Source organism: Chelativorans sp. J32, from assembly GCF_000518985.1.
In the GTDB taxonomy this organism is placed as follows: domain Bacteria; phylum Pseudomonadota; class Alphaproteobacteria; order Rhizobiales; family Rhizobiaceae; genus Chelativorans.
The window spans coordinates 1-25,265 of sequence record NZ_JAEQ01000004.1; the positions used below are offsets into that span (position 1 = coordinate 1).

At 63.5% G+C, this 25,265-nt stretch carries 24 protein-coding genes and 1 pseudogene; 6 read left to right on the forward strand and 19 right to left on the reverse strand.

What is annotated here, in order from left to right; translation table 11 throughout:
* The 12 genes and pseudogenes from CHEJ32_RS0107285 to CHEJ32_RS0107340 form a co-directional block, all read right to left on the reverse strand.
* Positions 1-524 (reverse strand): SDR family NAD(P)-dependent oxidoreductase (locus CHEJ32_RS0107285; protein ID WP_028033270.1); only part of this gene is annotated, 524 nt, incomplete at its 3' end.
* 15 nt (positions 525-539) lie between these two features.
* Positions 540-1,991, reverse strand: a complete 1,452-nt coding sequence (locus CHEJ32_RS0107290; RefSeq protein ID WP_028033271.1) for an aldehyde dehydrogenase — start codon at positions 1,989-1,991, stop codon at positions 540-542.
* A gap of 14 nt (positions 1,992-2,005) precedes the next feature.
* A complete protein-coding gene (locus CHEJ32_RS0107295; RefSeq protein WP_028033272.1) occupies positions 2,006-2,725 on the reverse strand; it encodes an ABC transporter ATP-binding protein in 720 nt (239 codons plus the stop codon).
* Entirely contained in the window at positions 2,718-3,449 is a 732-nt protein-coding gene (locus CHEJ32_RS0107300) for an ABC transporter ATP-binding protein (protein WP_028033273.1), read from the reverse strand. Before CHEJ32_RS0107300 ends, CHEJ32_RS0107295 begins: the two co-directional genes overlap by 8 nt.
* On the reverse strand, positions 3,446-4,399 hold the full coding sequence (locus CHEJ32_RS0107305) for a branched-chain amino acid ABC transporter permease (protein ID WP_028033274.1): 954 nt from the start codon (positions 4,397-4,399) through the stop codon (positions 3,446-3,448). The genes CHEJ32_RS0107300 and CHEJ32_RS0107305 overlap by 4 nt, the downstream gene beginning before the upstream one ends.
* Positions 4,399-5,268 carry a branched-chain amino acid ABC transporter permease gene (locus CHEJ32_RS0107310; protein WP_028033275.1) on the reverse strand — a complete coding sequence of 290 codons (870 nt, stop codon included), beginning with the start codon at positions 5,266-5,268 and terminating at the stop codon, positions 4,399-4,401. The genes CHEJ32_RS0107305 and CHEJ32_RS0107310 overlap by 1 nt, the downstream gene beginning before the upstream one ends.
* Positions 5,269-5,288: 20 nt before the next feature.
* Positions 5,289-6,452, reverse strand: a pseudogene (locus CHEJ32_RS0107315) (amino acid ABC transporter substrate-binding protein); the annotation flags it as partial.
* 281 nt (positions 6,453-6,733) lie between these two features.
* On the reverse strand, positions 6,734-7,267 hold the full coding sequence (locus CHEJ32_RS0107320; RefSeq protein WP_028033277.1) for a 2,4'-dihydroxyacetophenone dioxygenase family protein: 534 nt from the start codon (positions 7,265-7,267) through the stop codon (positions 6,734-6,736).
* Positions 7,268-7,281: 14 nt separating this feature from the next.
* Positions 7,282-9,009: a thiamine pyrophosphate-requiring protein gene (locus CHEJ32_RS0107325; protein ID WP_028033278.1), complete on the reverse strand. Its 1,728-nt coding sequence runs from the start codon at positions 9,007-9,009 to the stop codon at positions 7,282-7,284.
* Positions 9,010-9,030: 21 nt separating this feature from the next.
* Positions 9,031-10,350, reverse strand: coding sequence for a TRAP transporter large permease (locus CHEJ32_RS0107330; RefSeq protein ID WP_028033279.1), 1,320 nt, complete (start codon positions 10,348-10,350; stop codon positions 9,031-9,033).
* Between the two features lie 4 nt (positions 10,351-10,354).
* Positions 10,355-10,909: a TRAP transporter small permease gene (locus CHEJ32_RS24160; RefSeq protein ID WP_034658078.1), complete on the reverse strand. Its 555-nt coding sequence runs from the start codon at positions 10,907-10,909 to the stop codon at positions 10,355-10,357.
* Positions 10,906-11,952 carry a TRAP transporter substrate-binding protein gene (locus CHEJ32_RS0107340; protein ID WP_028033280.1) on the reverse strand — a complete coding sequence of 349 codons (1,047 nt, stop codon included), beginning with the start codon at positions 11,950-11,952 and terminating at the stop codon, positions 10,906-10,908. The genes CHEJ32_RS24160 and CHEJ32_RS0107340 overlap by 4 nt, the downstream gene beginning before the upstream one ends.
* A 171-nt stretch (positions 11,953-12,123) precedes the next feature.
* Between CHEJ32_RS0107340 and CHEJ32_RS24165 the strand changes: the two genes are divergently transcribed.
* A complete protein-coding gene (locus CHEJ32_RS24165; protein WP_051469536.1) occupies positions 12,124-12,990 on the forward strand; it encodes a helix-turn-helix domain-containing protein in 867 nt (288 codons plus the stop codon).
* A 24-nt stretch (positions 12,991-13,014) separates the two neighbouring features.
* Here the strand turns inward: CHEJ32_RS24165 and hutC are convergent, their stop codons facing one another.
* Positions 13,015-13,740, reverse strand: coding sequence for a histidine utilization repressor (hutC, locus tag CHEJ32_RS0107350; RefSeq protein ID WP_028033281.1), 726 nt, complete (start codon positions 13,738-13,740; stop codon positions 13,015-13,017).
* Positions 13,741-13,816: 76 nt separating this feature from the next.
* Positions 13,817-15,160: a formimidoylglutamate deiminase gene (locus CHEJ32_RS0107355; protein WP_028033282.1), complete on the reverse strand. Its 1,344-nt coding sequence runs from the start codon at positions 15,158-15,160 to the stop codon at positions 13,817-13,819.
* Positions 15,161-15,274: 114 nt separating this feature from the next.
* Between CHEJ32_RS0107355 and hutI the strand changes: the two genes are divergently transcribed.
* From hutI to CHEJ32_RS24170, 5 genes are read left to right on the forward strand one after another with little or no spacing between them, the layout of a single operon-like run.
* Positions 15,275-16,501 carry an imidazolonepropionase gene (gene hutI / locus CHEJ32_RS0107360; protein ID WP_028033283.1) on the forward strand — a complete coding sequence of 409 codons (1,227 nt, stop codon included), beginning with the start codon at positions 15,275-15,277 and terminating at the stop codon, positions 16,499-16,501.
* An 18-nt stretch (positions 16,502-16,519) separates the two neighbouring features.
* On the forward strand, positions 16,520-18,055 hold the full coding sequence (hutH, locus tag CHEJ32_RS0107365) for a histidine ammonia-lyase (RefSeq protein WP_028033284.1): 1,536 nt from the start codon (positions 16,520-16,522) through the stop codon (positions 18,053-18,055).
* Entirely contained in the window at positions 18,056-18,859 is an 804-nt protein-coding gene (hutG, locus tag CHEJ32_RS0107370; protein WP_028033285.1) for an N-formylglutamate deformylase, read from the forward strand.
* A gap of 9 nt (positions 18,860-18,868) precedes the next feature.
* On the forward strand, positions 18,869-20,542 hold the full coding sequence (hutU, locus tag CHEJ32_RS0107375; RefSeq protein WP_028033286.1) for a urocanate hydratase: 1,674 nt from the start codon (positions 18,869-18,871) through the stop codon (positions 20,540-20,542).
* 8 nt (positions 20,543-20,550) lie between these two features.
* Positions 20,551-21,114: a HutD family protein gene (locus CHEJ32_RS24170; RefSeq protein ID WP_051469537.1), complete on the forward strand. Its 564-nt coding sequence runs from the start codon at positions 20,551-20,553 to the stop codon at positions 21,112-21,114.
* Positions 21,115-21,166: 52 nt separating this feature from the next.
* On the opposite strand, the gene CHEJ32_RS0107385 is transcribed toward CHEJ32_RS24170, so the two are convergent.
* Genes CHEJ32_RS0107385 through CHEJ32_RS0107405 form a run of 5 tightly spaced genes read right to left on the reverse strand, consistent with a single transcriptional unit; the run spans position 21,167 to position 25,264 of the window.
* Positions 21,167-22,543: an NAD(P)/FAD-dependent oxidoreductase gene (locus tag CHEJ32_RS0107385; RefSeq protein ID WP_028033287.1), complete on the reverse strand. Its 1,377-nt coding sequence runs from the start codon at positions 22,541-22,543 to the stop codon at positions 21,167-21,169.
* A complete protein-coding gene (locus CHEJ32_RS0107390; protein WP_028033288.1) occupies positions 22,540-22,860 on the reverse strand; it encodes a (2Fe-2S)-binding protein in 321 nt (106 codons plus the stop codon). Before CHEJ32_RS0107390 ends, CHEJ32_RS0107385 begins: the two co-directional genes overlap by 4 nt.
* On the reverse strand, positions 22,841-23,956 hold the full coding sequence (locus CHEJ32_RS0107395) for an FAD-binding oxidoreductase (RefSeq protein ID WP_028033289.1): 1,116 nt from the start codon (positions 23,954-23,956) through the stop codon (positions 22,841-22,843). Before CHEJ32_RS0107395 ends, CHEJ32_RS0107390 begins: the two co-directional genes overlap by 20 nt.
* Positions 23,943-24,674 (reverse strand): aspartate/glutamate racemase family protein, encoded by a 732-nt coding sequence (locus tag CHEJ32_RS0107400; protein ID WP_028033290.1) that lies wholly within the window; start codon positions 24,672-24,674, stop codon positions 23,943-23,945. Before CHEJ32_RS0107400 ends, CHEJ32_RS0107395 begins: the two co-directional genes overlap by 14 nt.
* A complete protein-coding gene (locus CHEJ32_RS0107405) occupies positions 24,671-25,264 on the reverse strand; it encodes a UbiX family flavin prenyltransferase (RefSeq protein ID WP_028033291.1) in 594 nt (197 codons plus the stop codon). Before CHEJ32_RS0107405 ends, CHEJ32_RS0107400 begins: the two co-directional genes overlap by 4 nt.
* Position 25,265: the final 1 nt, after the last annotated feature.

A 25,265-nucleotide genomic window follows, 5' to 3' on the forward strand; every position in this document is an offset into this window, starting at 1 on the left:
CGCCGCCGGGCAAGCTCCTTCGCAAGGCAGCGCATGAGCCCCACCTGCGCATGCTTGGCAATGATGTAGGCATAGACGCCAGCGTCTCCTCTCATCGCTGCCACGCTGGAGGTGATGACGACTGCACCCCCGTCGCGCATATGCGGAACGACATGCTTGGCTGCCAGATAGGCACCCTTCACATGTACCGCCATTACCGCTTCGAACACATCGTCGGGATAATCGGCGATGGGACGAACCACGCCGAAATTGCCGGCATTCGAAAAGAGAATATCGATCGGGCCGAAAGCCTGGACCGCCCGTTCCACATAGGCGGCCGTTTCGGCTGCGTTCGAGACGTCAGCCGCGGCCCAGGCAAGCCGGTCGCGCTCTCCAAGCTGCGCGGCGACGGCCTGAAGTGCCTCGACATCCCGATCGACCAGGAAGACCCCTGCGCCTTCAGACAGAAACAAGCGCGCGGTGGCGCTGCCGATACTGCCTGCACCGCCCGTGACGACGCAGCTCTTGCCCTCGAGTCTTCCCATTGCAATGTCCCCCGCTCAGAACGGGTAATGTATCGGGCCGTCCTGGACGGTGATCCAGCGCAGTTCGGTGAACTCGTGGATGCCGGCGCTTCCGCCGAAGCGGCCCCAGCCCGAGGCTTTCACGCCGCCGAAGGGCATCTGCGCCTCATCATGCACGGTCGGGCCGTTTATATGACAGATGCCAGACTGGATGCGCCGTGCAACGGCCATCGCGCGGTTCACGTCGCGGCCGAAGACAGCGGCGGAGAGCCCGTATTCGGTATCGTTCGCCACGCGCACGGCCTCCTCCACGCTGCCGGCGCGGATCACCGCCACAACCGGCCCAAAGCTCTCCTCCGAATAGATGCGCATGGAGGGGGTCACCTTGTCGAGTACGGTTGCCTGGATGATCGTGCCGTCCACACCGCCGCCGGCAGCCAGCACGGCGCCTTTGCCGACAGCGTCGCCGATGAGCTGGCCGATGCGGCTTGCAGCCGCCCCATCCACCACGCAGCCAAGCGGCGCATTCCCCTGGCGCGGGTCGGCCGCCTTCAGCGTCTTCGCCTTTGCGCCCAAGGCGCCGACGAATTCGTCGGCAATCTTTTCATCGACCACGATCCGATCAGTTGACATGCAGATTTGGCCCTGGTTCATGAACGAGCCGAAGGCAGCGGCGGCCACTGCAGCATCGAGATCAGCATCGTCGAGGACCACGAGCGGTGCCTTGCCGCCGAGCTCCATCAGCGCGGGCTTGAGGTGGCGGCTGGAAAGCTCGGCGATAATACGGCCGACGCGCGTGGAGCCAGTGAAATTGACGCGCCGCACAGCCGGCTGTGCGATCAGTGTCTCCACGATTTCCGCCGCATCTTCCGGGGCATTGGAAACGGCGTTGAGCACGCCCTTCGGCAAACCGGCCTCGTTCAGCGCCCGCACGATGAGGCTGTGCGTGCGCGGGCAAATCTCCGACGTCTTCATCACCACGGTGTTGCCGCATGCAAGCGGGGTGGCAATCGAGCGCACGCCGAGGATGATCGGCGCATTCCATGGGGCGATCGAAAGCACGACCCCCGCGGGCTGGCGGATCGCCATGGCGAAGGAGCCCGGCCGGTTGGAAGGAATGATTTCGCCCTTGATCTGGGTGGTGAGCGCCGCCGCCTCGCGCAGCATATCGGCGGCAAGCCCGACATTGAACAAAGCCCAACCGACGGTGGCACCGATCTCGGCCGCCATCGCCGCGACGAAATCATCGGCCATCTCCTGCAGCCGGTCCGCCGCCTTCGACAGGATCGCGCGCCGCTCACCGGGGCTTGTCTGCGACCAGGCAGGGAAGGCGGCGGCAGCGGCATCCACGGCAGCAACCGCGTCGTCCGCGCTTGCCGCCGCCGCCCGCGTGGCGACGTCGCCCGTCACCGGGTTGTGGCGCTCGAAGGCGCGGCCGTCGGTGGCCGAGCGCTCCTCGCTGTCGATGATCAGTCCAAGCACATCCATCATAGTCTCCATCTTCAAGCGTCAGCCGCCATTCCGAGAAAGGCGCGCTGGACAACGGGATCCTCCCGGAGGGAGGCAGCCGTCCCATTTCCAACCATGCGCCCGGCCTCAAGCACATAGCCGCGGTCCGCCAGGTCCAGGCTCTTGCGGACGCTCTGCTCGACGATGAGCAGTGCCATGCCCGCGTGCCGGATCTGCTTTAGGGCCGAGAACAGTTCACCCACCATGACCGGGGCAAGCCCCAGGCTCGGCTCATCGAGCATCAGAAGCCGCGGCGCGGACATCAGCGCGCGGCCGATGGCCACCATCTGCTGCTCGCCGCCCGACATGGTGGCGACCCTCTGGTGGCGCCGTTCGACGAGGCGCGGGAAGAGCTGGTAGACCAGGTCGCGATTGCGCGGGGCCTCTTTCCGCGCCCGGTGTGCATAGGCGCCGAGGTCCAGGTTTTCCGAAACAGTGAGATCGCCGAAAATGCCGCGGCCTTCGGGCACAAGCGCAATGCCTGCTTCCAGCACCTCATGGGCGGGAATGCCTGTAAGCGGCTTGTCGTCGAGCGCAACACCCGCACCGGGTGCCGGCTGCACCAGCCCGGCGATGGCCTTGAGCAGGGACGATTTTCCCGCACCGTTGGCACCCAGGATCACCACCGCCTCGCCCGTAGCCACGCGGATCGAAACATCGGTAAGCGCCACATGCTTGCCATAGCTCACGGAAAGGCGCGCGACATCAAGCATCCTCACCTCCCAAATAGGCTTGGACCACTTCTGGGTTCTCCAGCACCTTGGCCGTATTTCCCTCGGCGATCTTGACGCCCGCATTCATCACGACCGCGCGGCCGCAAAGCGCGCGCACGGCCTCCATCACATGCTCGACAAGGAGGATCGTCACGCCCTTCTCCCTGAGACCGGCAATGAGATCGATCCCGACCCTGAGTTCCCCGGGATTGAGACCTGCCAGCCACTCATCGAGCAGCAGGAGACGCGGCTCGGCGGCAAGCGCTCGTGCAAGCTCCATGCGCTTCTGGTCGATGTAGGTGAGATCAGCGGCGCTTTCCCGGCCGCGTCCGGAGAGGCCCACTTCCTCAAGCAGCGCATCAGCTCTTTCTTTCGCCTCCACGCCCCATAGCCGCTCGCGGCGGAAGGCGAGTGCCGCCAGCACATTTTCGGCCACGGTCAGCGAGGGCAGGATGCGCACGAGTTGGAATGTGCGCGCCACGCCGAGTGCGGCGATCTTGTGCGCAGGCAGGCCGGAAAGCCTTGCTCCTGCAAGCTCGATCGCGCCCGCGCTAGGCTTGAAGCTGCCGGAGATCATGTTGAGCACGGTGGTCTTGCCAGAACCGTTGGGCCCGAGCAGGCCGGTTATCTCGCCTGCCGCGACGTCGAAGCTCACATTCTTTACGGCGACGAGCCCGCCGAAGCGTTTGGAAAGGGAGGAGACGGTCAGCAGCGCTGCTGTCATGGCTTGCTCTCCGCTTCCACGGGAACGATGCGCTTCTCGCCGCCTCGTGTCTTGAGGTGCATTTCCGCGAATGCAAAGACGCCCTTGGGTAGCGCGAAGACGATGGCGATGAAGAGAAGCCCGAGCAGAATCGAATAATGGTTCGGGAAATTAGCGGAGAGCCACTCGAACAGGAGAAAGAGCGGCACGGCCCCCAGCGCCGGCCCCCACAAGCGCGAGGCTCCACCCAGAAGGGCCATGACCAGCGTGAGGAAGGAGACGGTGGGATTGAACACGATCGCCGGCTCGATATAGGTCCAGCGCGGCGCCTGGATCGCACCCACGAGAGTGACGATCACCGAGGAGAGCGCGAAGAGTGCGAGCTTCGTGCGGGCAAGGTCAATGCCAAGATGCGCCGCCACCACCTCGTCGTCGGCGATCACCCGAAGAGCAAGCCCCAGCCGCGAACGGTCGATGCGCCAGGTGATGAAGAGGGTCGCCGCCGCGAGCGCCAGAAGCTGCCAGTAGATGTGCTCCGGGCCGAGATCCATGAAGATGTAGCGGCCGAGCGTGCCCGTCACGTTGATCTCGTACCAGGTGACGAGCTGTCGAACGAGTTCGGCAAGGCCGAAGGTGAAGATGACGAAATAGACGCCGGCGAGCCTGAGCGTGGAAAGCCCGACGGCGAGCGCCAGGCCGAGGCCAGCTAGAGCAGCGACCAGAAGGACCAGCGGGTAGGGCAGCACCTCGTTCAAGGCAGCGACCGCATAGGCGCCCACGCCGAAGAAGGCGACGGTCGCCAGGGAGACATAGCCGGTGCGGCCGGAAAACAGCCCCCAGGCACTGGCAAGCGTCACATAGCCGAGGAGGCCGATGAGCAGGCCCAGCCCGTACGCTTCAAGGAAGAACGGAGCCGCGGCAAGAACGGCAAGGGTGAGGGCGAAGATCGCCCAGACGAACGCACCCTTCATCATCTTGCCCTTCCGAAGAGGCCCGAGGGGCGCCAAAGCAGCACGCCCAGGAAGATGAAATAAACGGCGGCAAGCGTCAGTCCCGGGCTGACATAGGTGGCGACCAGAGTCTCCACGAGGCCGAGGAGAAGGCCCGCCGAAAGCGCGCCGGCGAGATTTCCCACGCCGCCGAGGATCACCACGATTAGCGCCTTCATGGTGAAGATCACGCCGGAGCTAGCCGTGAAGGTCTGGTACATGGAAATGACGACGCCACCGCACGTGGCCAACGCGCCCCCGAGCGCGAAAGCAAAGCGGGCGGCACGATCAGCGTCAATGCCGACCAGAGGAGCGGATTGCGGGGCCACCGAAACGGCGCGGAGGGCAGTCCCCCATAAAGTGCGCGTCAGGAGAAGATAGAGCCCGCCGCCGAGCACGAGCGCGAGGATGAGAGCCGTCAGCCTGTTGGCTGCCACGCTCGAACCAAGAATGTCGATGCCGAAATTCATGTAGGTGTAGCTGATGTAATTGCCGCCGAAGAAGACCAGCATCACCCCCTGGATGACAAAGAGCAGGCCGAAGGTGGCGAGAATCGAGTCCACCTCCAGCGAGGCTCTTCCCTTCGAGCGTTTCACCAGCGGATGAAGCATCAAACCATAGATCAGATAGCTCAGGGCAAAGCCTGCAGGGGCTGCAACAAGCAGGCTTACAAGCGGAGCAACCCCTAGCGTGCTGTTCAGCACAAAGGCGAGGAAGGCGGCGGCGATGATCGTCTCGCCATAGGCCAGGTTCATGATGCGCGCGATGCCGTATTGGATCGTGAGACCCATGGCGAGAAGCGCATAGGTGCCGCCAAGCACCAGTCCATTGATGATGGTGGTGACGAGCATCGGCCGCCCTCCCGATCCGCTTACTTCCAGGATGCCTTGGGCAGGATTGCCTCGGACACGCCCTCACGGTCGACCGGAGCCACGGCGACGAAGTTCCCGTTCTGCCACTGCCCGCCGAACCAGAGGGTGCGGAGCTGGTTGTCCTCGAGTTTCACTTCACCCAGCACCGTCTGGAATGCGCCGTTGGAGAGCTCGTCGGAGACGGCCTCGCGGTCGAGGCCGCGCCGCTTGATCGCTTCCTGCAGCATCTGCAGGCTGGCATAGGTAACGACGCTGCCCCAGAGGTCGGGCGCCCGGCCGATCACCTCCTCATGCCGCTTGCGGTAGGCCACATTCGCCTCGTTCTTGGGGTCGATGCCGCCAAGGCTCATGATGCCTTCCGCATTGGCGCCGAGATCGGGCCCGAAATTCGGAAAGGCCGCGCCGACGCCCAGATAAAGCACTTTGGGATTGAACTTGGCGACCTGTGCCTGCTGAGTGATCGCAAAGGTTTCCGGCGGATAGGAAAAGGCCACGAAGGTATCCGCTCCGCTGGCGGCCGCCTCGTTGATCATGGAGGTGAAGTCCGTGGTGCCGACCGGATAGGTCACATCATAAACCACCTCGAGCTCGGCCTCGTTGAAGGAAGGCCGCGCGGCCGTGACGAGATCGACGCCGAACCCGTCGGCTACCGAGATCATGGCAATCTTGTTGTTGATCTTTCCCTCGCCGATCGCCTTCTTGAGAAGCCCTGCGAGCGCGTCGGTGTAGTCGCTTCCGCCGCCGAGCATCCAGAAGCTGCGCTTCCAGCGCTTCACGAAATCCGGTGCTTTGTCCGTCACCGAGGAGACGGCAAGCTGCGGGTAGCCGAAGCGGTCGAACATCGGTGCCACGGCAAGATTGAAACCGGTGCCCCACGGCGGCAGGATGAAATCCACCTGGTCCTGCGTGGCGAGGCGCTCGGTTGCGCGCACCACCTCCTCGGCCGACGAGCGGTCGTCATATTCGATCACTTCGATCGGCAGGCGCGTACCGTCCGGCAGCTCCAGGCCGCCTGCGTCGTTCACCTCCTTAACCCAAAGCTGATAGTTCGGAATTGTGGTGATGCCGGCGCCACCGGCATTGCCGCCCGTCTTTGAAATCGCATAGCCGATCTTCACCGAGGCACGGTCCTGCGCACCGGCAGGCATGGCCGCGGCAATCGCGAACATGCAGGCGGAAATGCCAAGCGTGCGCAGGATTGCCCTGCGGGGCAAATTGATCATGGTACGTCCTCCCTGTACGGCTTCGATATGTCGAAGCTCGCCATCCCTCTGGTTTTGGCCAGAACCTCTCTTCGCCTTGGCCAACCCGCATGTGAGGCTAGCACGCTGACTTCAGAACAGAATGGAAGTTTTCGGCGAAGAATTGTACTTTTCGCGTGTTGGCGTGAGGCCGCAGCTTCGTACGCATCCCGCGTGCTCGGCAAACGGCCTCACCGCCCGATCTATCGGAACAGCAAGTCCACGTAGTCCGCGCCGATCCCAACCTTCTCATAATGGTTGCGGCACATTTCTATGTAGTTGTGGACGTCAAAGAAGCCGTCGGGCTCGCCATTTTCGTCCAGCCAGATGAGCGGGCCCTTCACCTGGAAAAACACTCGCATTGGATCCGGATGGTCGTAAGCGACAAGCGTATGCCCCTCGCCGGGCGTCTCATAGACGAAATCGCCGGCCGTCGCCGTCCAGTCGTGTTCCAGATAGCCCCACTTGCCGGAGATCGTGTAAGCGAACACTTCGTGCGGGTGATAATGGCGGTTCACCAGCCCGGCCTTCTTGGCCATCAGGATATCGCACCATTTGTTCTGCGTGGGCGAGATCCACAGCGGGCGCGAAAACACGGTATCGGTGAACGGCACATAATAGCGCTCGTCTTCTGTCGGCGCGTTGGAGAGATAAACCTCGGGCTTCGCATCGCGCTGAAAGACCTTTTCGATGGGCTTCAGGTCGCGCCAGAATTCGGTAGTGGGCGCTTCGGGCATTGGATTCTCCTTCTTTACGAACGCACTTTCACATCGAGCAGCGCAAGGCCGCGCTTCTCCTCCGCGTGGCGGATGGCTTCTGTCAGGGCTTGGGGCAGGTCGGCTCCGTTCTCAACGCGACGCGCCCAGGCGCGGCTGGCCTCGGCGACCCGGGTGAAGTCCGGCACGGGTGCAAGCTGCGTGAGCGGCATCGCGTTGGCGCGCGCCGCATAGCCCTGCGGGTATAGGCCGAGCACTGACTGGCGCACGGCGCCCCATTCGGCATTGTTGGTGATCAGGACGACGATGGGCAGGTTCAGCGCCTCGGCAACCTGGTGACAGACGACCGGGTTGGAGAACATGTAGGACCCGTCGCCCATGGTGGCGACGATCAGACGGTTCCGATCGGCAAGCTGCATGCCGAGGGCGGCAGGAAACGACCAGCCGAGCCCACCGGCATGCGGCTCTTGATACCAGGCGCGGTGATGGTCGAGGGACATTGGGGCAAGTGGGCAACCAAGCTCCGAAAGCACCGTTGCTCCCCGGCCTTCCAGCGCACGCGAAAGGCAAAGGCTTGCCCATTCCTTCGTCATCGTGCCGTGACAGCCCGCTTCTGCGTCTGCGAGCACACGCTGGCGCGTTTCCCTGTTGGCGTGTGCAACCGCCTCGCGCCGGCTCAGACGCTTTTCCTCTTGTTCCGCTTTGAACCGCTCCAAGGCTCGCTTGAGGGCGAGGATCCCTTCAGAGAGTTCGCAGGCGATGGAAATGGAGGAGCGGAAATTGCGGACCGGAATGCGCGAGGAAAGTGGGTCCGGCCCCATCTGGATCACAGTGGCACGGTCCAGCGGCGTATGGACGTTTGGCGACCAGGGCGCCAGCGAATCCAGGACCAGGATGGCGTCCGCCTTTTCGAGGAGCGGTGCGGGATTCATGTCGGCGGCCATGGGGTGATCAGTCGGAAGGGCGAGCTGCACCGCCCAATACTGGCAAACGGGGATGCCCCACTCGTCCGCCATCTCGCCAAGTGCCCGGAAGGCTTCCGCACTGCCTGCTCCATGCTGTGCGAAGATCACCGGGTGCTTGGCCTCGGCCAGCACACGCGCGGCCTCCTCGACCAAGGCTACGCTCGGGTACACCGTCGCGGGCTTCATGATGGGCGGCTGATCTAGCCCCGCGCGAGGGGCCGCCTCGCACAACACCTCGCGCGGCAGGCTGACATAGACAGGACCGCGCGGGGTGGAGTTGGCAATGGCGAATGCCCGGTCGACGATCTCCTGCGTCTGCTCGGGGAAACGCAGCTCGTAATCCCATTTGGAAGCCTCGCGCACCAGTGCGGTTTGGTCGCGCATTTCCTGGCCCCAGCCGATGGGCACGGTGCGCGCGCCAAAGCGGCCCTGTTCCAAGGTTGGCGTCCGACCCGAAAAGAGCAGAACGGGCACGCGCTCCACGGCGGCATTGATCGCGCCGATTGCGCAGTTCGCAAGCCCGACATTTGTATGCGCGATCACGGCCTGGCTGCGGCCGCTCGCAAGATAATAGCCGTGCGCCATGGCCATGGCCGCCGTTTCGTGCGGTACGACAACGGCTTGCGGAAGGTCGATCTCTTTGGCTGCAGCCTCTGCCAGTCCCTCGATGATTGGGGGGAAATCCGTACCGGAATTGGCGAAGATGTAGTCCACGCCGACGGCTTTCAGTCGCGCGAGCAGCGCGCCTCCGGCGGTAATGGTGTCGAATGGGACATTCCCTTCGGGGGTGCTATCCATCGTCTCGGCCCTGTTTGGCGTCTATCGTAAAAGGTGCGGCAGGAACAGCGTGATCGCGGGGAAGGCGACGAGCAGGGTGATGCGCACCATCTCAGCGCCCAAGAAGGGCATCACGCCCTTGAAGGTTTCCCGCATGGGCACATCCCTCGCCATGGCGCTGATGACGAAGACGTTAAGCCCGACCGGCGGCGTGATGAGACCAAGCTCCACCACGATCAGGATGATGATGCCAAACCAGATCTTCGTGTCGTTCGGGCTGAGCCCGAAGTCGAGCCCGGCCATCACCGGCCAGAAGAATGGGATGGCCAAGATTACCATCGACAGGCTGTCCATGAGGCAGCCCAGAATGAGGAACACGACGATGACGAGGATCAGGATCGTCATGGGTGCAAGCCCGCTCGTTTGCAGCATTTCGGCGCCGGCCTGGGGCACGCCGGCTCGCGACATGAAGATTTTCAGAAGCTCTGCGCCGAGGAGGATGAGGAAGATCATGCCGCTGTTGCTTGCCGTCTCAAGCAAGCTGTCGCGCAGCCCGGCAAGGCTCAGCCGCCGCGCCGCGAAGCCATAGGCCAGCACCAGGAAGACGCCGATGGCGGCCGCTGCCGTCGGATTATAGATCCCGGCATAGATGCCGCCAATGACCGCTCCAAACACCACCAGGACCGGAATGACGCCGATGGTGGCCGATCGGAGCTCGGATGCGCTGACCGGCTCCCCCTTCGGGCCTGCGCCAGGAACGAAGCGTACGTAAAGCGCCACGGTCGCCAGAAACATCGCCGTCGCAAGAAGCCCTGGAATGAGCGCGGCGGCGAACATGGTGACGATGTTCACCTCGACGATGATGGCGTAGACGATCAGCACGATCGAGGGTGGGATGAGGATGCCGAGCGTGCCACCGGCGGCGATGGTGCCCGTCGCGAGCGCGCCGGAATAATTATAGCGCCGGAGTTCCGGCAGGGCGACCTGACCCATGGTCGAGGCGGTTGCGGTCGACGAGCCGCATACGGCGCCAAAACCTGCGCAGGCGGCCACCGCTGCCATAGCCACGCCGCCGCGCAGGCCACCGAACCACGCATTCGCCGCCCGAAAAAGATCCGTCGAAAGGCCGGAGCGTGAGGCAAGTCCACCCATCAAAAGGAACATGGGAAGGACCGACAGGTCGTAATTCGAGAACTGGGCGTAGGCCAGGTCCTTGAGCTGATTGAGGACGACCGTCGGTCCCGACTGGTATGCGACGCCGCCGATGCCGACGAGTATCATTGTGTAGGCGATCGGCACCCGCAGCGCGATCAAAGCAAGCAATATGCCGAGGCCGAGAAGTCCGATAAGCAGGCTGGTCATCGGTTCAGCTCCTCGCCCCGAGGGCTCGCATGCTACGGATGCCATCGACAAGGGTGACGCAGGAGGCTGCTGCGAGCAGCGCGATGGACACGAGGATCGGCGGGAATGCCGTCCAGAGCGGCAGCCGCAGGACGGGCGTTACCTCCTGAAAGCGGACGTAACTTTGAAAACCCTTCGACATCTGCACGAAAAGAACGATCGCGAAGGCAAGGGCAAAAAGCGAAGAGAAAGCGCTCATCGCCTTCTTGGCCCGTTCGCTCATGCCTTCGGTGAAGAAGTCGACCGTGATGTTCGAGCCGGTGATTTGGCAATAGGGCAGGAACATGAAGACAGCCACCGCCGTGAGATGCTTGACGAGCTCATAGTCGGCGGCGAGGGGCCGCCCGAGGATGACGTTCGAGGCGGCGCTTACCGCCGCCATGACAGCAAGGATGAGGATCAGCGCGCCCCCGAGGATCGCCCACCAGCGGGTGGCCGTTTCGATCAGCACCGCAGCACGTATCGGGGGCGGGGAGGCAGGCGGCGATGCGCCCGCCTCGTGCCGCTTGCTCTCGCTCAAGATTGGCGCGCCGCCAGCGCCTGCTTGGCGGCTTCTACCAGAGCGGAGGCGTCAAAGCCCGCATTCGCACGCTCCTCCACCCACCGGTCGACGACGGGCGCAAGCACCGCGTTGAACGACGCCATCTCTTCTTCGGTAAGGATGACATGCTCATTGCCTTCCTCCACTGCGAGCGCGATTCCACGATCGTCGATATTGCGCCAGATCTGCCCCACTTCGCGCAGCCAGTCCTCGCCGCTGTGCTTGCTGAAGACCTCCTTGAGGTCGTCCGGCAACTCCTCCCACCGGGCCTTGTTCATCGAGACCTGGAAAGTGGTCGTGCCAAAGCGATTGTTGTTCGGCCCTTCAATCTGATACTGCGTCGTCTCCCAGAGCTGCAGGGCGGGAATGATCTCCCATGGGATGAGCGCACCATCGACGGCGTTGGTGGAAAGCGCCTGCGGCAGGTCGGGGACCGGCATGGTGACCGGCGTGGCACCCATGGCCTCGACGACGGCGTTGCCGGTCGGCCCTGGCACCCGCAGCTTTTTGCCCTTGGTATCATCGGGTGAGCGGACCAGGTCCGTCGCCATCTGTATCGCCTGTCCGGCATGGACGTGCAAAAACAGCACCTGCACATCGGCGAACTCGGGCGCGAGCTGGTTCTCGAAGAGATCGCGCATGGCGAGGTTCGTGGCAGCGATATCGTTGGTGAAAATTGTCGGCAGCTCAAAAACCTCCGAGCGCGGGAAGAGACCCGGTGTATAGCCATTCACCGTCCAGATGATGTCCACGACCCCTTCCGCCACCTGACGGAACAGCTGGTTCGGCGCGCCGCCCAGCGACATGGAGGGATAGAACTCGACCTTCACCCGGCCGCCGGAATCCTCCTCGATCCGCTTGGCCCAGGGCTCCAGCATCTGTGTTTGCGCGGGGGCTTTGGGCCCGAGGAAATGGTGCAGCTTGAACGTATACTCCGCGCTTTGCGCAAAGCTGGACCGGATATAGGCCGGCAGCGCGATGGCAGACGCTGCGCCGGCGAGAAAGTCTCTACGCCTGATCATTTATTCCTCCCTCCTGGACATCTTGCAAATGGCAAGCTTCCGGTGTGCAGATCACGCTCCTCCGCCCGCACACCGGACGTAATCCTAGCCTAGGACAGCCCAAGAATGAAGGAATAGACATATTCAGCGATTTTTTGCACTTTTCGCGGTCTATCGGCATGAGGGGAACCGATGACCAATCTGTGGCAGAAGTCGCCGCCTGATCTCGAAATCCAGCTCCTACGGGGCGAGTTGGCGGATGGGGAGTGGACTCTTCCCGATTCCGGTTACCGCGCCTTCGTCTTCCTCTCTGGCAGTGGTGTCGTGCGTGTTGCGGGGGGCGAGGTATCTTTCGCAGCACCCTGCCTCATCTGGCTGCAAGCAAAGCGTGGCACCAAATTGCGCATAGGCGCGGGTTCACGCGGGATCTCGCTGTCAGTCTCCGAGATCAGCTTCGCGCGGGCGGTGGGCATGGGTCCGAACGCGCAGGCAATCCGCGAGGCGCTTTCGCATTCCCTCCTGGTCGTGAAACTCGAGCCGAAGCAGGCGCGCCGGCTGGCGGACAATGTGGAAGATATGCTTGATGAGAGCCTGCAGGAATGGCCGGGGATGGACGATGCCGTACGTCACCGGCTGGCATTGTTCCTCATCGGGGCCTGGCGGCTTTCCGGTCCGGTGATGCGCGAAAGCCAGCCCTTGCCACGCACGATCATGCACCGGTTCCTGCATGCGGTGGAGTTGCACCTGCGCGACCACTGGACGATCGCTCGCTACGCCGAAGAGGTTGGGGTGACGGCGGAGCGGCTCAATGTGACGGTCCGGCGCGTGGCCGGCCGTTCGCCGCTCGCGATCATCCACGCGCGGCTCGTCGAAGAAGCCATCAGCCTTTTGGAGGGAAGCAGCCTTCCCGTCGCCGAGATTGCAGAAACGCTTGGTTTCCAGGATCCGGCCTATTTCAGCCGGTTCTTCAAGCGTGAGACAGGCCGTTCGCCCAACAAGCACCGCCAGCACTCAGCGCTTCGCGCGCACAGCCGTCACTCCTTTGCCGCCTGGCCTTAGCCCGGCTGGTACTCGTGCTCTTCATCATTGGGCCGGTGCGAACCGCGCGATGAGCGTATGGCTGTCGCCGGGATAGGTCAGGCGCACGAAGGTGATCGGGCCGGCATGGCTCCAGGTGCGGCGCTCGACGACGAGGCAGGCGGTACCCTTCGGCAGTTCCAAAAGACGCGCCGCCTCGGCCGGCGCACCCATGGCCTGGATGCGATTTTCGGCGGCACTCCAAGGCACCTGGGCGATAAGCCATTGGCCCGGCGCGTTCGTTGCAAAATCGGTGTCGGCGGCCTCGGGGACTGCGCCGGCATTGATGCGGCGCTCCTCCACGCAGAAGGGTCTGGCACCGGCCCTGTGGACGGCCAGAAGCTCGATCATGGGCGTGGGCTGGTCCAGTTCCATCAGACGCCGGTCCTCCGCATTTGAGCGCCGGTCCTTGCGTGAAATCAGCGTGTAGGCATATGGCAGGCCGAGGGATTTCACCTCCGCCTCGATATCATGCAGTTCCAGAACCGCCGATTGCGCGCGTGGTCGGGTTACGAAGCTGCCGGCTTTGCGGTGGCGCTCGATCAGCCCGGCCTTGGCAAGCTGGGTCATGACCTTGTTCACCGTCATGCGCGAGCAACCATAATGCTCGGCCAGATCGACCTCGAACGGCAGACGAAAGCCCGGAGGCCATTCACCGGACACGATCCGTCCTTCGATCTCCCTCAGGATGGTCTGATGGAGGGTCGCCTCCTTGCCCGTACCGTTTGCCACGTCGCCTTCGCTCTAGTTGTGCCCAGCGTTCACTAGCCCATCGGAGCGACAATCGGAATCCGATTTCGTAGCGGATCTATTCGTTGAGTTCCGCCATTGCCTTCGCGAAACGTGCGGTGATCGCATCGCGCCGGCGATGCCGGCCACCTTCGACCTGCCTGGCGCCGCCGACCCATACGCAGTCCACCTTTATGCCGCGGGCGAAGACGAAATGATCAAGCACCTTCTCCATCGGCAGATAATCCGCGGCGGAAAGGTCGAGCGTCAGAAAATCGGCCGGGGAGCCGGTCTCAATGCCGCTGGTCGTGCCCAGCGCCTGGGCCCCGCCGCACAGCGCCTGCTGGTAAAGGTTCAAACCGGTCGACCGACCGGGAGCGGCCAGCACGTTCCGCGAGCGATGCGCCAGACGCTGCGAATATTCCAGCATGCGCAATTCTTCTGCCACCGAGATCAGGATGTTGCTGTCCGAGCCGACACCGAAACGGCCGCCAGCTGCAACGAAGTCAGGGGCGGCAAAGACCCCGTCTCCCAGATTGGCCTCGGTGATCGGGCACAAGCCAGCAACCGCGCCGCTTTCCCCCATACGGGCGATTTCGTCCTTGGTCATGTGGGTGGCGTGGATCAGGCACCAATGGTCATCGAGCTGCATATTATCGAGCAGCCATTGCACCGGACGCTTGCCGGACCACTGGACGCAGTCTTCTACCTCCTTCACCTGCTCGGCAACATGGATATGCACCGGGCCGCCCTTGGCGGATGGAACGACCAGCTTCAGTTCCTCCGGCGTCGCCGCTCTGAGACTGTGCGGAGCAACACCGAGCACCGCGCAAGGCAAACCGGAGACGATCTCTTCCGATCGCTCCATCAGTCGGGCGAACGCGTCGATATCGTGGATGAAGCGCCGCTGGCCTTCGATGGGCGCTGCCCCGCCGAAACCTGAATGGGCGTAGAACACGGGCAGCAATGTGAGGGCGATGCCCGTCTCGGCGCTGGCGACACCGATGCGCGCGGCCATCTCGGCCGGATCGGCATAGGCGGAGCCGTCCGCATCGTGGTGTAGATAGTGGAATTCGCCGACGCGACAGAAGCCCGCCTCGAGCATTTCCATATAGAGCCGGGCGGCGACGGCCTCGACATGGTCCGGCGTCATCTTCAGGGCGACGCGGTACATCTCGGTGCGCCAGCTCCAGAAACTGTCCTCGCCAAGCCCGCGCGTCTCCGCCAGGCCTGCCATCGCGCGCTGGAAGGCGTGGCTGTGCAGGTTAGGCATCGCCGGCAGCACGAAGCGATGGCGCTCGTCACCAGCCTGTGGCGGCACGCCCCTTTCCACGCGTTCGATTCCCGCCTTCGAGAAGGCGATACGCACATCGCGTGCCAGGCCTTCCGGCAGCAGGGCACTCTCGGCATGGATGACTGTCATTGTGGTACCCTCCCAGGCGCGATGCTGAACTTTACGGCTTGCGCCGCTTTCGATTAAGTATATACATAACAGCAGTACAGAGCTGACGCAACGCGCTTGTCGGGGAGAGCATCAGTGGCAAAAGGCGATCGCATCTGGACCAATGCGCGGCTGGCGACGCTGGATCCCGGTCGGCTGGGACTGGGGATTGTAGAAGGAGGAGCGGTTGCCGTTCGCGATGGCCGCATCCTGTTCGCCGGGCCGGCGGCGGAGCTACCGTCCAGCGAGCTTACCGGCGCCGAGACGATCGATTGTGATGGTCGCTGGGTGACGCCTGGCCTGATCGATTGCCATACGCATCTGGTTCATGCCGGAAATCGGGCGCGCGAGTTCGAGATGCGGCTGGCCGGCGCGTCCTATGAGGAGATTGCGCGGGCCGGCGGCGGTATCGTCTCCTCTGTCAGCAGCGTTCGCTCCACCGATGAAGACGGCCTTGTTCGCGAGAGCCTTCCGCGTCTCGACGCGCTGCTTGCAGAAGGCGTAACGACGGTCGAGATCAAGTCCGGCTATGGCCTGACGGTTGCCGACGAATTGAAGATGCTGAGCGCGGCCCGCAAGTTGAGCGAAAAGCGCGACGTGGCCATCGTCACCACTTATCTGGGCGCTCATGCGACGCCCGCCGAATACAAGGGCCGCAATGGCGATTTCCTGCGCGAAGTGGTGTTGCCCGGGTTGGAAGCAGCCCATGCGGAAGGCTTGATCGACGCTGTGGACGGCTTCTGCGAAGGCATCGCTTTCTCGCCTGAGGACATGCGGCTGGTGTTCGACGCCGCAGAAAAGCTGGGCCTGCCGGTGAAGCTGCATGCCGACCAGCTTTCGAACTTGCACGGAGCGGCCCTGGCCGCAGAGTATGGCGCGTTGTCGGCGGATCATCTGGAATATACGGACGAGGAAGGCGCTGCAGCCATGGCCAAGGCCGGTACTGTTGCGGTGCTGCTGCCCGGTGCCTTCTATTTCATCCGCGAAACGAAGAAGCCACCGGTCGAGCTGTTCCGCAAGCATGGCACGCCCATGGCGCTCGCCACCGACTGCAATCCGGGCACCTCGCCGCTCACCTCGTTGCTCCTCACCATGAATATGGGCGCGACCCTGTTCGCCCTCACGGTGGAGGAATGCATCGCCGGCATCACCCGCGAGGCGGCCGGGGCGCTCGGCAAGCTTGACGACATCGGCACGCTGCAACCGGGCAAGGCAGCAGACCTTGCCATATGGGATATCGCCGAGCCGGCGGAGCTTGTTTACCGCATCGGCTTCAACCCGCTGCACTCCCGCATCCGCGCCGGCCGCGATGCAACGTTCTGAGACTCGAGGGAACCGTCCATGACCATCACGCTTCATCCCGGTTCGGTGCCGCTCGCCGATCTGGCAGCCATCTACTGGACCGGAGAGAACGCCGTTCTCGACCGCAGCTTCGATGCGGGCATCGAGAAGGCAGCGGCGCGAATTGCCGCAATCGCGGCCGGCAACGAGCCGGTCTATGGCGTCAACACCGGTTTTGGAAAACTGGCCTCGATCAAGATCGACGCCGCGGATACCGCTACCCTCCAGCGCAATCTGATCCTGTCGCATTGCTGCGGCGTGGGTGCGCCGCTGCCCGAAAACATCGTGCGCCTGATCATGGCGCTGAAGCTCATCTCCTTGGGAAGGGGCGCATCGGGCGTTCGGCTCGAGCTGGTGCGGTTGATCGAGGGTATGCTGGCTAAGAACGTGCTGCCGCTGATACCCGAAAAAGGGTCGGTCGGTGCTTCCGGCGACCTTGCGCCGCTTGCCCATCTGGCCGCCGTGATGATGGGGGAAGGGGAGGCGTTTTTCCAGGGCGAACGTGTGTCCGGTCTCGAGGCGCTCAGACGCGCCGGGCTCACGCCGGTTGTGCTCGCCGCCAAGGAAGGCCTCGCTCTCATCAATGGCACGCAGGCCTCGACCGCGCTCGCGCTGGCCGGCCTTTTTCGCGCCCATCGCGCGGCGCAGGCGGCGCTGATTACCGGCGCGCTCTCCACCGATGCAGCTATGGGCTCATCCGCCCCCTTTACCGAGGACATCCATACGCTGCGCGGCCATAAGGGCCAGATCGACACCGCTGCTGCGCTTCGCGCCCTGCTTGAAGGCTCGGCCATCCGCCAGAGCCACCTCGATGGCGACGAGCGCGTGCAGGACCCCTATTGCATCCGCTGCCAGCCGCAGGTCGATGGCGCCTGCCTTGACCTTCTGCGCCAAGCTGCCCGCACACTGGAGATCGAGGCCAACGCCGTCACCGACAACCCGCTGGTCCTGTCCGACGAAAGCGTCGTATCGGGCGGCAATTTCCATGCAGAGCCGGTGGCTTTTGCTGCCGATCAGATAGCCATCGCCATCTGTGAGATCGGCGCCATCGCGCAGCGCCGCATCGCGCTTCTGGTCGATCCGGCGCTTTCCTACGGCCTGCCGCCTTTCCTCGCCCGTAATCCGGGGCTGAACTCCGGGCTGATGATCGCTGAAGTAACCTCGGCCGCGCTGATGAGCGAAAACAAGCAGATGTCGCATCCGGCTTCGGTCGACTCCACGCCGACCTCGGCCAACCAGGAGGATCACGTCTCCATGGCCTGCCACGGTGCGCGGCGCCTCTTGCAGATGACCGAGAATCTGTTCGGCATAGTCGGCATCGAGGCACTCGCCGGCGCGCAGGGCGTAGAATTGCGTGCCCCGCTGACCACGAGCCCGGAACTTCAGAAGGCGATCGCCTGTCTGCGGGGCGCCGTGCCGGCGCTCGAGGACGATCGCTACATGGCGCCCGATCTCACCGCCGCCGCCCGTCTCGTGGCAGATGGGACATTGGGCGCAAGCGTTTCGGCCGGGCTTCTGCCGGCATTGGAGGGTTGAATGAGCGCCGTCGTTGAAGTGACCCGCGGCTCTTCGCCGGTCATCCTCGGTTTTCCTCACACCGGTCTTGAGGCTCCGGTCGAGATCCGGGAGCGGCTGAACGAAAACGGGTTGCTGCTCGCCGACACCGACTGGCACCTGCATAGGCTTTACGAAGGGCTGCTGCCTAACGCCACCACGGTGTGCGCGACCTTCCATCGTTACGTCATCGACGCGAACCGCGATCCGGAGGGCGCCAGCCTCTATCCCGGCCAGAACACCACCGGGCTGGTGCCGCTGACCGATTTCGACGGCAAACCGATCTGGAAGGATGGGGCTGAGCCGACCGAGGCTGACATCGCTGCCCGGCGCGACGCCTTTCACCGGCCCTATCACCAAGCGCTTGCCGCCGAGGTCGAGCGTGTCAGGGCAGAGCACGGGGTAGCGGTGCTTTATGACTGCCATTCTATCCGCTCGCTGATCCCTTTCCTTTTCGAAGGCAGGCTGCCGGATTTCAACATCGGCAGTGATGGCGGCGCGACCTGCGATGCGGCCATAGAGGCGGCAGTGGTTACCGGGGCGGAGCAGGCCAAAGGCTACACCCATGTGCTCAACGGCCGTTTCCGCGGGGGCTGGACGACACGCCATTACGGCCGCCCGGCGGACAATGTGCATGCCATCCAGATGGAGCTGGCGCAGATCGAATACCTCGCCAGCGAGACGGTCCCCTTCGACTACGACACGGCAAAAGCCGAGCGGCTCCGTCCGCACCTGCAGGCCATTCTCGAACGCATCGAAAAGGTCGCGCTCGAACTGAAACGCTGAGAGGAACCCATGACCAATCCCCGCCACAATGAACGCGAGGTCCGCGCACCACGCGGCAACGAGCTCAACGCCAAGAGCTGGATGACCGAAGCGCCTCTGCGCATGCTGATGAACAATCTCGACCCGGACGTGGCGGAGCGCCCGCACGAACTGGTCGTCTATGGCGGCATCGGCCGCGCGGCCCGCACCTGGGACGATTTCGACCGCATCATTGCCACGCTCAAGACGCTTACCGAGGAAGAGACGCTGCTCGTCCAGTCGGGCAAGCCGGTCGGCGTGTTCCGCACCCACAAGGATGCGCCGCGGGTTCTGATCGCCAATTCCAACTTGGTGCCGCACTGGGCGACCTGGGATCATTTCAACGAACTGGATAAGAAGGGTCTCGCCATGTACGGCCAGATGACCGCCGGTTCGTGGATCTATATCGGCGCGCAGGGTATCGTTCAGGGCACCTATGAAACCTTCGTCGAAGCCGGCCGCCAGCATTATGACGGTAACCTCAAGGGCAAGTGGATCCTGACCGGCGGCCTCGGCGGCATGGGCGGCGCACAGCCGTTGGCGGCCGTCATGGCAGGTGCCTGCTGTCTTGCCGTCGAATGCGATGAAAGCCGCGCCGACTTCCGCCTGCGCACCCGCTATGTTGACGAGAAGACCCATAGCCTCGATGAAGCGCTGGCCAAGATCGGCGCATGGACCAAGGCGGGCGAAGCCAAGTCCATCGCGCTTATCGGCAATGCGGCCGAAGTCTTCCCGGAGCTCGTCAAGCGCGGTGTGCGGCCCGACATCGTCACCGACCAGACCTCTGCGCACGACCCGGTGCACGGCTATCTGCCTATCGGCTGGACCGTCGCCGAATGGCGCGCGAAACAGGAAAGCGATCCGAAAGGCGTTGCGAAGGCCGCTCGCGCCTCGATGAAGGTGCAGGTCCAAGCCATGCTTGACTTCTGGAACGCCGGCATCCCGACGGTCGATTACGGCAACAATATCCGTCAGATGGCGCTCGAAGAAGGTCTGGAAGACGCATTTGCTTTCCCGGGCTTCGTGCCTGCCTATATCCGCCCGCTCTTCTGCCGCGGCATCGGGCCTTTCCGCTGGGCCGCCCTTTCCGGCGATCCGGAAGATATCGCCAAGACCGACGCCAAGGTGAAGGAGCTGCTGCCGGACAACAAGCACCTGCACAACTGGCTCGACATGGCGAAGGAGCGCATCGCGTTTCAAGGCCTGCCTGCGCGCATTTGCTGGGTCGGCCTCGGCGACCGTCACCGACTCGGCCTTGCCTTTAACGAGATGGTCAGGAATGGCGAATTGAAAGCGCCGATCGTGATCGGACGCGACCATCTCGATAGCGGCTCCGTCGCTTCACCCAACCGGGAAACCGAGGCAATGAAGGACGGTTCGGACGCGGTGTCCGACTGGCCGCTGCTCAACGCCCTGCTCAACACGGCCTCGGGCGCGACCTGGGTATCTCTGCACCATGGCGGCGGCGTCGGAATGGGCTTCAGCCAGCATGCGGGCATGGTGATCTGCTGCGACGGCTCCGATGATGCGGCGCGCCGTATCGAGCGCGTGTTGTGGAACGATCCGGCCAGCGGCGTTATGCGCCACGCTGATGCCGGCTATGACATTGCGGTGGATTGGGCCAGGGAAAAGGGCCTGCGTTTGCCGGCGATCCTCGGCAACTGAGGCAGGGAATGAAGATCGCCCGCCGCGCCGACCACAAGCGCATGGCATGGAAGAACGGGAAGGGCCTTACCGAGGAGGTGGCGGCCTTCCCGCCCGGCAGCGATGTCGACAGCTTCGAGTGGCGGCTTTCGATTGCCCATGTCGCGGCCGATGGCCCCTTCTCGGTCTTTCCGGGCATTGATCGAACCATCGCCCTCTTGGATGGATCGGGCCTGGTGCTTAATTTGCCGGGCGGAAGCGTGACGGAGCTTTTGTCCGGCGGCACGCCCTTTTCCTTCCCGGGCGAATGGGAAATCGCCAGCCGCAATTCCGCTGGTCCCACCATCGACCTCAACATCATGACGCGGCGCGGGTGCTGCACTCATGCGATGCGGCGCCTGACGCTGGCTCCAGGCGAAAGCTTTACGACGCCAGCCTTCGGCTGGGTGGTGTTCAACACGCCCGCTACAATCGAAGCGCATGGGTCAGCGCTGTCGATTGACCGCTTTGACGCGCTCTCGCTGACCGTTAGCGAAAGCTTTGTGAATCACGCCGAAAATCCCATTGAAATCCTGGACGTGCAGATCAGCTGACAGGTCAGGCAAATCCTGAGCAGCCATGATCGAGACGCCCTTCTTCTCCTAATCAGGGCCGGATCAGATCCGCAATTTCTCCCAGAGAGACCGGCCGAAGCGGCGGGCGGATCGTCAGATAACCAGCCTCGTCCATGGCCAGGCCGCTTGTCGCAGCGGTGAGGCTGGTGAGCGTCATGCCGCAGATCCGACCTTGGCACGGTCCCATGCCGCTGCGCAGGAATGCCTTGACCTGGTTCGGGCCGGCGCTGCCTGTATCGATTGCTCTGCGGATCTCACCACAGGTCACCTCTTCGCAGCGGCAGGCGATGACTTCATCCGGCGGAGAAAATAGAGCAGCGCGCGGCCGATAAAGCCTATCGAGCAGGGGACGGGGAGCAAGATGGGCACGCCGCTCGCGGTGAGTGATGTTGCGCAGGTGTTCGTCCACCGGCCGACCAAGCTTCTCAAGGATGGACATGGCCGCGAGGCGCCCTTCAAGCAATGCAACGGTGGCACCGCCGATGCCTCCGGCGTCGCCCGCGACATACACGCCATTCATAGAGCTTTGCATATGGACGTCACGCAGCGGATGGAAGGCCGCGCCAACCTCCGACCAACGCATTTGGCACCCCAAGGAACGCGTCATATGCGATTCCGGGATAACTCCTTCATGAAGACCGACATGACCTGCGGGCAGGCAATGCGAGGCTCCGCGGCTTTGAAAGCGGACTTCCAATGCTTCTCCCGCGCTCTCAATGCGAAGGTCCTGCGGGCGTTCATGGAATTTGATGCCGGCGCGCCGGAGCGTCCATAAAAGCTTCAGTCCCTTCATCAGATAAGATGGACCGCGCCCACTCAGCGCGCGAGGCAGATGCGGCAAGGCGCGAAACAGCGCACCCGTATCGCCGGTGTCGATAAGCGTCAGGTCGCGCTTGCCGGCTGCAAGACACTGGGCGGCATAGAGATAGAAGAGCGGGCCTGTGCCGATCAGAACAAGGGCGCCATCCGGCAAAAGCCCGTCGCGCTTAAGCAGGATCTGAAGCCCGCCGATTGTCGTCACACCAGGAAGCGTCCAGCCGGGTACCGGAACGGGGCGCTCCATCGCCCCTGTGGCAATCAGGAGATGGTGGGCCCGTTCCTGACGGATGCCAGTTTTGTCCTTCAACCAGACGGTGCCGTCAGCTTCAACGCGCCAGGCCTGGGTTTCGAATGCAAGATGTGCCGGACTTGCACGCAGGCGGGCAGCTTCGGCCTTTCCCATGAGATAGTCCGGCCCGAGGATTCGTGAGCGGCTTTCCGGAATGGTCTCGATCCCGCGCCAGATCTGGCCACCAGGGCCGGGAGCTTCGTCAACGAGAAGAACCCGTGCGCCGTTTTCTGCCAAGAGGCTCGCGCCTCCGACACCTGCCGGCCCGGCGCCGATGACGATGGCGTCCCACGCAGTCATTCCGGCTCTCCTGAGGCATCGCGGCGCGCACCGATTTGACGTTCGACCACCATTCCTGCACGCGGGGTCGTCATGCATGCCCGCTGATTGTCATGTCCGTCGACGCGCAGCAGGCATTCGTAGCAGACTCCCATCAGACACCAGGGTCCTCGCTGACTTCCCGAAACCGGCGTTTCGCGAAAATACGTGATCCCTGCCGCCATCAGCGCCCCGGCAAGGGACTCGCCTGACCGGAAGGACACGGGACGGCCCTCGAACTGGAATTCGGCAGATTCGGGTCCGGGCACCGGCCCATCATCAAGTCGTCTGAACGGCAAAACGTACACTCCGCATGGAACGGGGCGCGGGGCCAAGATGGCCTTCCGCCAATGCCGGGCCCAATTCAAGCCCATGAAGGCTGGCGAGGGTGACCCCGCTATGACAGGTGACGACAAACGCGCCAGGCATCTCAGGCGCCTCCTCATAGATCGGCAATCCGTCCGGGCTCATGATTCGCAGCGCACCCCAGGCGCGCAGCAGACGCGCCGAACGGAGCGCCGGAAAGAGCCGTGTCCCGGTCCGGCAAAGCCGGGCGATGGTTTCCATGTCGGTGCCAGTCGAAAAACCTGCATCCTCGTGCGAGCTGCCCAGCAGCACCGTCCCCTCTGAAGTCTGGCGGATCGTATTGGTGGGATGGCGAAGAAATGGAGCCACGCGATCTGTAGCCACGATCTGCCCGCGTTCGGGGCGCAGTCCCAGCTCAAGCCCGATCTGGCTCGCTAAGCGATTGGCTCCCAGTCCGGCCGCGATGGCGAGGCGGCGGCCAGTGAATTCACAACCTGTGGCATCGCTCACGATGAAACCCAGGTCTCGGTCGTGGCGTATCCGTTCAGCGGTGAAATTCACCACGATCTCGCCGCCATGGGTTCGGAACGCATTTTGCAGTGCCCGAAGAGTTAGCAGCGGGCTGACTTCTCCATCGAGATTGGAAAGCGAGGCGCCGCGAACTTCGGGGCCGATACCGGGAGCGATTTCGCGCAGGGACTCACGGTCGAGAAGCTCGATGCAGATATCGGCGCCTTCCGCCTTCGATCGGGATATGAGCGCGCGGCGCGCCTCCATTTCATCCTCGGAGAGGCAGAAATGCAGCCCTCCGCCACCGCGCCAGCCTATGTCGATACCTGTCTCCTCCTGCAGGATCGCGGAGAATTCCGGCCAAAGCTGCCCAGCGCGAATCGACCAATGCATGTAATCGGGATGGCCCAGCCCCTTTCCCTGCAGCCAGACGAGGCCGAAATTTCCGCGGGAGGCGCGGTGGGCAATATCGCCTTCATCCAGCAAGGTAACCCGCGCGCCCTCACGCGCAGCTCCCCAGGCGAGTGCCGAGCCAATCAGACCGCCGCCGATGACAATGAGGTCGTTACCGGCCGTCATGAGCATAGTCCGGCGGCGCGAGCGAAAGATGCATCCAACGCACCAGCGTAACGATGTCGTAGACAGGTACGCCGAAGCGGCGCGAGACGAACGCGGAATAGGGCGGTAGGTTCGCGCATTCGAAGATCAGCGCTCCCACCTCGGGATGCCGGGCGAGAAGGCCGGCCACCACTTCGACCACTTCGGCCTCCTGCGCGGCGGCATCCACCTCGGCTGCCTGTTCACGCATATTGCGCCGCAAGGGGCCGTCAAAAGCCAAGGCCGCCATAGGCAAACCGGGTGCGGCGCCAATGCCGCGGAAATGGCGCTCCGTCAGCGCGTCCGCATCGGAGACCACGAGCCCCGGCTTCTTTCCCGCCGGGAGGATGCGTTCCACCATGGGAATCTGGAGGAGGGCCGACGAGAGGAAGGGTACGGGCGAGTGGCGCGTAAGCTCGTCTTGCACGGCAGCCAGAAAGCCACAACTCGTCGTGATGGCTGTGCAACCGAGGGCAACAAGATCATCAATCGCCGCGCGGAAGGCCTCTAGCGAATGGCGCGGGTCGCCTTCGATCACATCGGCCGGGCGGACGCCGCGCACCACCCGGAACTGCACCGGGAACGGCCAGGTGCCCGCATGGGCGATATCGCCCGGAAGCCGCTGAAAGCCGGTGTCGAGCACGATTATGCCAATCATGGTGCCATGAACGACGCGGCGGGGTAGGGCGGGCAGGGTCATTGTGATTCTCCGGCAAGGCTATCCTTCAGTCCGGCCCAGCGCCGAACAGCGCCGGTATCTATATCGAAGAGATCGAGTGCGCGGGCCGTCGAATGAGTGACGACTTCGTCGAGGTTCTGCGGCTTTGCATAAAATGCGGGAACCGGCGGCATGATGATCGCCCCCATTCGGGTGAGCGCAGCCATCGTCTCGATATGCCCGAGATGCAGCGGCGTTTCGCGCAGCATCAGGACCAGGCGCCGACGCTCCTTAAGCACTACATCGGCTGCTCGGCTCATCAGAGTCGAGGTCACTCCGGTGGCGATCTCGGACATGGTCTTCACCGAACAGGGTGCGATCAGCATGCCCATCGTGCGGAAAGAGCCACTGGCGATCGTGGCTCCGATATCGGTGTGCGGGTAGACTACGTCGGCATGCCCTTCGATATCGGCCTTCTGCAGGCCGAGCTCTTGTTTCAATGTAAGGAGCGCCGACCGGCTGACGACCAGATGTGTCTCCACACCGGCCGCCCTGGCAAGGTCGAGCGCGCGAAGCCCATAGGCCGCTCCCGACGCGCCGGATATGCCGATCACGAGCCTCCGCCGGTCCATG